At 69.8% G+C, this 5,826-nt stretch carries 7 protein-coding genes; 2 read left to right on the top strand and 5 right to left on the bottom strand.

All coding sequences use genetic code 11. The features are described 5' to 3' along the window. From VMR86_07520 to VMR86_07505, 4 genes are all read right to left on the bottom strand, one after another. Positions 1–659, bottom strand: a 659-nt coding sequence (locus VMR86_07520; protein ID HTO06894.1) for a paraslipin, incomplete at its 3' end; no start/stop codon positions are given. Between the two features lie 10 nt (positions 660–669). Further along, positions 670–1,101 carry an NfeD family protein gene (locus VMR86_07515; protein ID HTO06893.1) on the bottom strand — a complete coding sequence of 144 codons (432 nt, stop codon included), beginning with the start codon at positions 1,099–1,101 and terminating at the stop codon, positions 670–672. Continuing rightward, complete coding sequence (locus tag VMR86_07510; protein HTO06892.1) at positions 1,101–1,973, bottom strand: patatin-like phospholipase family protein; 873 nt, start codon at positions 1,971–1,973, stop codon at positions 1,101–1,103. The genes VMR86_07515 and VMR86_07510 overlap by 1 nt, the downstream gene beginning before the upstream one ends. Beyond that, positions 1,970–2,887, bottom strand: a complete 918-nt coding sequence (locus VMR86_07505) for an enoyl-[acyl-carrier-protein] reductase (GenBank protein HTO06891.1) — start codon at positions 2,885–2,887, stop codon at positions 1,970–1,972. The genes VMR86_07510 and VMR86_07505 overlap by 4 nt, the downstream gene beginning before the upstream one ends. A gap of 57 nt (positions 2,888–2,944) precedes the next feature. On the opposite strand from VMR86_07505, the gene VMR86_07500 reads away from it, so the two are divergent. Further along, on the top strand, positions 2,945–3,421 hold the full coding sequence (locus tag VMR86_07500) for a pyridoxamine 5'-phosphate oxidase family protein (protein ID HTO06890.1): 477 nt from the start codon (positions 2,945–2,947) through the stop codon (positions 3,419–3,421). 93 nt (positions 3,422–3,514) lie between these two features. Next, a complete protein-coding gene (locus VMR86_07495) occupies positions 3,515–4,423 on the top strand; it encodes an SGNH/GDSL hydrolase family protein (GenBank protein HTO06889.1) in 909 nt (302 codons plus the stop codon). On the opposite strand, the gene VMR86_07490 is transcribed toward VMR86_07495, so the two are convergent. Next, positions 4,380–5,826 (bottom strand): methionine--tRNA ligase (locus VMR86_07490; protein HTO06888.1); only part of this gene is annotated, 1,447 nt, incomplete at its 5' end. The two genes, VMR86_07495 and VMR86_07490, sit on opposite strands and share 44 nt — an antisense overlap.

Here is a 5,826-nt window from a genome sequence, read left to right as displayed (position 1 = left end):
TGGCGCTGCGCCTCGGACTCCTTGATCACGCGCTGCTTCTGGCCTTCGGCCTCGTTGATCTTCGCGTCGCGGTCGCCCTCGGAGGTGAGCACGACGGCGCGCTTCTCGCGCTCGGCGCGCATCTGCTTCTCCATCGCCTCGAGTGTCTCGGGCGAGGGCATGATCTTCTTGATCTCGTAGCGCAGCACCTTCACGCCCCAGGCGCCCGAAGCCTTGTCGAGCTCGGACACGATCGAGGCGTTGATCGCGGCGCGCTCCTCGAACGTGCGGTCGAGGTCGATCTTGCCCACCTCGCTGCGCAGCGTGGTCTGCGCGAGCTGGCTGATGGCGAACGCGTAGTTCATGACGCCATAGCTCGCCTGGCGCGGGTCGAGCACCTGGAGATAGAGCACGCCGTCGACGCCGACCTGCACGTTGTCGCGCGTGATGCAGACCTGCTCGGGAATGTCGATGGTCTGTTCCTTCAGCGTGTGGCGGTACGAGACCCGGTCGATGAAGGGCACGAGCAGGTGGAAGCCGGCCTGCAGCGTGCGACTGTAGCGCCCCACCGTTTCCACCACGTAGGCGCTCTGCTGCGGCACCACGAGCGCGGTGCGCGCGATCACGAACACGATCACGAGCACCACCGCGAGCACGGCGATCACGGTCACGTTGTCCACGGTCCCCCCTCTACGACTCGCTGCGCAGCTCGAGCACCAGGCCGTGAGTCGCGACGACCAGCGCGCGCCCGCCCGCCGGAATCGCGGTATCGCCCGAGTTGCGCGCCTGCCAGACGGTGCCGCGCATCTCGGCCGAGCCGTGGCCGCCGGGCGGAATGGCCTCGCGCGCGATCGCGAGCTCGCCGACCGTCCCCTGACTCACTTCGCCGGCGGCGCCGCGCAGGCGCTGATAGACGCGCCGCCGGAAGCCCGCGGTGCCCGCGATCGCGAGCACCCCGAACAGCGCCCAGCCCACGGCCGGCGCGAGCGGGCCGAACAGGAGAGCGAGCACGCCCGTGGCAATGGCGGCCGCCCCGAGAAACACGAAGTAGAACTGGGCGTCGACCAGCGTCTCCGCCGCCAGCAGCGCCGCACCCACCACGATCCAGCCCCAGAAAGGCATCAGATCACCTCGTGTGAGTGTGGCGGAAGCTCGAACGGAATGCCCGTGTGATCGAGCCCGCCGCGGTCGAGCCAGGCCCGGGTGGTCTTGGCGGCGCGACTCATGAGCTCGGTCGCCGCCGAGAAGTCGAACGGGTGCACGTTCACCGGGCACAGCGGGGGCACGACCCGGATCAGCGCGTGGTCCATGAAGCGCTCCACGTCGACCACGAGCTGGCGCGCGACCAGCACGTTGATGCCGTGCAGCGCCATGGCCAGGGCGCTGGTGGGCGGGCTCTTCATCTCGCACGAGTAACCCGTGGGCAGCACCACGATCCGCTCGGCGCCGAGCTCGAGCGCGGCCGAGATCGGCGTGTTGCTCGCCACGCTGCCGTCGAAGTAGTAGGTGCCGTCGATCTTCACCGGGGGAAACACGCCGGGAATGGCCGCGCTGGCGAGCACCGCCGGGACCGCTTTCCCCTTGGAGAGCAGCGCCTCGCGCCCGTTCAGCACGTTCGCGGCCACCACGGTCACCGGAATCTCGGCGTCTTCGAGGTTCCGGTAGGGCATGTTGCGAGTCAGCAGTCTCTCGAAGGGGCCGGAGTCGACCATGTGGTCGCGCAGCGCGAGCGCGCCGAGCAGGCCGCCGACCGGCGAGAAGGGGAACACGTCGCGCGGGCGCAGGCTGGCCCAGATTCCGCGCAGCGCGTGCACGCCGTCGGCATCGGGTCGGCCCGCGAAGAAGGCGGCGTTCACCGCGCCCGCCGACGAGCCGACCATCAGGTCGGGCCGCACGTGCGCCTCGACCAGCGCCTGCAGCATGCCGACCTCGACCGCACCGAGGCTGCCGCCGCCGGCGAGCACGAACGCCGTGCGCGGGGCGCCCGCGCTCATTCCTTGGCGGGCTCTCCCGCGGACTTGGCGTCGACCGCGACGCCCATCGCGTGATAGCCCTTGTCGACGAACACGGTCGCGCCGGTGATGCCGCTGGCGAGCGGGCTACACAGAAATGCGGCGGTCGTGCCCACCTCGTCGGCGTCGATCGGCTCGGGCAGCGGCGAGTTGCGCTTGGCGTAGTCGATCATGGTCTCGATGAAGCCGATCGCCGACGCGGCGCGCGAGGCCCACGGCCCGGCCGAGATCGCGTTCACGCGCGCGCCGAAGCGGCGGCCGGCCTCGAACGCCAGCGTGCGTGTATCGCTCTCGAGCGCCGCCTTGGCCGACGACATGCCGCCCCCGTAGCCGGGAATCACCCGCTCGCCCGCGAGATAGGTGAGTGACAGGAACGCGCCGCGGGGCCGCAGCAGCGGCCCCAGGCGCTGCACGAGCGACACGAACGAGTAGGCGCTCGCCGACACCGCCGAGAGATAGCCCCGGCGGCTGGTGTCGAGCAGCGCGTTCTTCACCTCGGAGCCGTTCGCGATCGAGTGCACCACGATGTCGAGCGGCTGCTCGCCGAACTCGGCGGTGAGTCGGTTGGCCGCGCCCTGGATCGTGAAGTCGTCGTGCTCCTTGTAGCGGCGGTTCTCGCGCACCTCGACCGGCACGTCCGCGAGCGTGTCCCACTCGGCGTCGAGCGGCAATATGCGCTCGAAGGCCAGGGCTCCGCCCGAGGCGAAGCGCAGCGAATCGCCGATCTTCCCGCGCTCGAGCATCTTGGTGAAGATCCCGTAGGCGGGCGGCCAGGTGCCTGCGCAGACCGTCGCGCCCGCCTCGGCCAGGCGCTTGGCGATCGCGAATCCGAACCCCCAGTCGTCGGCGATGCCGGCGACGAACGCGCGCTTCCCCGTGAGGTCGATCGAAAGCATTCGACCTAGGAGAGCACCACCGAGAAATCACCGCAAGCGAGGCGGTAAGATCGGGCCATGTCCAGACGCAGCCTGATCACCATGACCCCGGACGAGGTCGCGAAGTTCCTCGAGTCCAAGAAGACCATGACCATCGTCTCGAACGGCGTCGGCGGGTTCCCGCATCCGATGCCCATGTGGTTCGCGCGCGACCCGGACGGGGCGATCCGCATGGCCACCTACCGCACGAGTCAGAAGATCAAGAACATCCAGCGCGACCCGCGCGTGTCACTCCTGTGCGAGGAGGGCAGCGAGTATGCCGAGCTGAAGGGCGTGGTCATGTACGGCAACGCGGAGCTGGTCGACGACTTCGTGCTGGCCGTGGACACGCTGCTGCGCGCCGGCGGCCGCGGCGAGGGCCTGCCCAAGGACCCGGCTGCCTCGAAGCAGATCCAGGACGCGATGCGAAAGAATGCTGAAAAGCGCTACGTGATTCGCGTCCGGCCCGAGCGCATCGTCTCGTGGGACCACTCCAAGCTCGGCGGGACCTACTGACCGGGGGGCGGAGCCCCTCGAAAATCTCGCGCAGTCCCTCCGACCCGTGACATACTGGCGGCGCATCCGCATCCGCATCCCGGGAGGGAGACCATGCGCCGCATCGCGTTCGTCGCACTCACCCTGTGCCTGTCGTTCGGGCAGCCGGCGTTCGCCGCGTCGTTCGACTCACTGATCTCGTTCGGCGACAGCCTGTCGGACACGGGCTCCGGCCCCGCGACGCCGCCCGGCTATGGAGGCCGCTTCTCGAACGGCCCGGTGTGGGAGGAGTATCTCGCGAGCTCGCTCGCGATTCCCGCGGCCAGCACCAAGGACTACGCGATCGGCGGGGCCACCTCCGGCACCGGCAACGTGAACGGCACGACCACCGGCCTGCTCACGCAGGTGAGCGGCTTCGTCGCGGCGCCCGATCACCTGGGCAGCTCGACGCTCTACACGGTCTGGGCGGGCGGCAACGACGCCATCGCCGCGGCGTTGGGCGGCGGCGACCCGGTGGCGGCCGCCAACCAGGCGGCGATCAACATCGCCAGCGCAATCACTCAGCTCGCCGGCACCGGCGCGCAGTACTTCCTGGTGCCCAACCTGCCGAACGGGGGCCTCTTGCCGCTGGCCGCACAAGTCGGGGCGGACCCGACCCAGGCGAACCTGCTCAGCCTCTATGGGAACGCCCAGCTCGACGCCGCGCTCGCCCCGCTGGCCTCGGCGCTCGGCATCACGATCTACCGCGCCGACGTGTACACGCTGTTCCAGGCCATGGTCGCGAACCCGGCCGCCTACGGACTCAGCGACGTGGTCGATCCCTGCAAGACGTCGTCGAGCACATGCGCGAACCCGGACCAGTACTTGTTCTGGGACTCGATCCACCCCACGACGGTCGTGCACAGCTTCATCGGACAGCTCGCGCTCGCGGCCCTGCCCGAGCCCGAGGTCCTGGCGCTCGTGGTCGCGCTGCTCGCGCTCAGCTCTCGATTCGCGCGAACAGCGGCTTCTCGCCGGGGGTAGCGGCGCGCGCCAGCCGCGCCGACATCTCCGAAGCCGCGCCCGGAATGAAGGGCGCGAGCTCGCGCGCGACCGCGCGCAGCGTGGCGTAGAGTGAGTGGAACACGGCGTCGAGCGCGGCGCGGCTGCCGCCGGCCTGCTCGGCCTTGTACAGCTCCCAGGGCTTGCGCCGCTCGATGAACTTGTTGGCCTCGGAGACGAGGCTCCACACCGCCTCGAGCGCGCCGCGGAAGTCGAAGTCCGCGAGACACTCGTCGATGCGCGCGCCCACGGTGGGCAGCTCGCGCTCCAGCTTCGCGGCGTCGGGGTCCCACGGACCCTCGGCCGGCAGCGCGCCGCCGCGGTAGCGCACCAGCATGGCCATGGTGCGGTGCAAGAGGTTGCCCAGGTCGTTCGCCAGGTCCTCGTTCGCGCGGGCGATCAAGCGCGCGACCGAGAAGTCGGCGTCGCCGGTCTGCGGCACCTCGCGCAGCATCCACCAGCGCAGGGCGTCCTTGCCGTAGCGCGCCGCCAGCTCGAACGGATCGGCGGTGTTGCCCAGTGACTTCGAAATCTTCTGGCCGTCGACGGTGAGATAGTCGTGCACCAGGATGCGCCGCGGGGGCGGCTGCTTGGCCGAGAGCAGCATCGCCGGCCAGTACACGGCGTGGAAGCGCAGGATGCCCTTGCCGATCACGTGCACGCGCTCCTCGTTCTCGAGCCAGAAGCGCTTGTAGAGTGACTCGTCCGAGCCGCCGTAGCCGAGCGCGCTGATGTAGTTGCCGAGCGCGTCGAACCACACGTACATGATCTGCGCCGGATCGCCGGGCACGGGAATGCCCCAGCCCCGCGCGCGCTCGGCCGAGCGCGAGATGCTGAAGTCGTCGAGCCCGCCCTCGATGAAGCGCAGGATCTCGTTCTTGCGGGTCGAGGGCAGGATCTGGAGCACGTCGCGCGAGATCGCGTCGTGCAGCGCCTCCTGGTACCGGGAGAGACGGAAGAAGTAATTCTCCTCCGAGACCAGCGTGGGCACGGTCAGGTGCTCGGGACACTTGCCGTCGACGAGCTCCGAGGGGAGATAGAACTGCTCGCAGCCCACGCAGTACAGCCCCTGGTAGCTCTTGGTGTACACGTCGCCGGCGTCGGCGCACGCGCGCCAGATGGCCTCGACGCCCGGCCGGTGTCTCGGGTCCGACGCGGTGCGGATGAAGTCGTCGTTCGAGAGATCGAGCCCGTCGTGCAGGTCCGCGAAGCGCTGCGCGTTCACGCGCACGAAGTCGGCGACAGCCATGCCCGCCGCCTCGGCCGACTGCACGTTCTTCAGCGCGTTGTCGTCCGTGCCCGAGAGAAAGCGCACCTCGCGACCGCGCAGCCGCTGGTGACGCGCCAGCACGTCGGTCTGCACGAACTCGAGCGCGTGGCCCACG

Source organism: Myxococcota bacterium (genome assembly GCA_035498015.1).
Lineage (GTDB): Bacteria > Myxococcota_A > UBA9160 > SZUA-336 > SZUA-336 > VGRW01.
This window is presented reverse-complemented; position numbering and strand designations above follow the sequence as displayed.

Excerpts from the sequence above, each read along its gene's own strand:
- VMR86_07505 (HTO06891.1), bottom strand. The coding sequence starts at position 2,887 with ATGCTTTCGATCGACCTCACGGGGAAGCGCGCGTTCGTCGCCGGCATC.
- VMR86_07515 (HTO06893.1), bottom strand. The coding sequence starts at position 1,101 with ATGCCTTTCTGGGGCTGGATCGTGGTGGGTGCGGCGCTGCTGGCGGCG.
- VMR86_07495 (HTO06889.1), top strand. The coding sequence starts at position 3,515 with ATGCGCCGCATCGCGTTCGTCGCACTCACCCTGTGCCTGTCGTTCGGG.
- VMR86_07500 (HTO06890.1), top strand. The coding sequence starts at position 2,945 with ATGTCCAGACGCAGCCTGATCACCATGACCCCGGACGAGGTCGCGAAG.
- VMR86_07510 (HTO06892.1), bottom strand. The coding sequence starts at position 1,973 with ATGAGCGCGGGCGCCCCGCGCACGGCGTTCGTGCTCGCCGGCGGCGGC.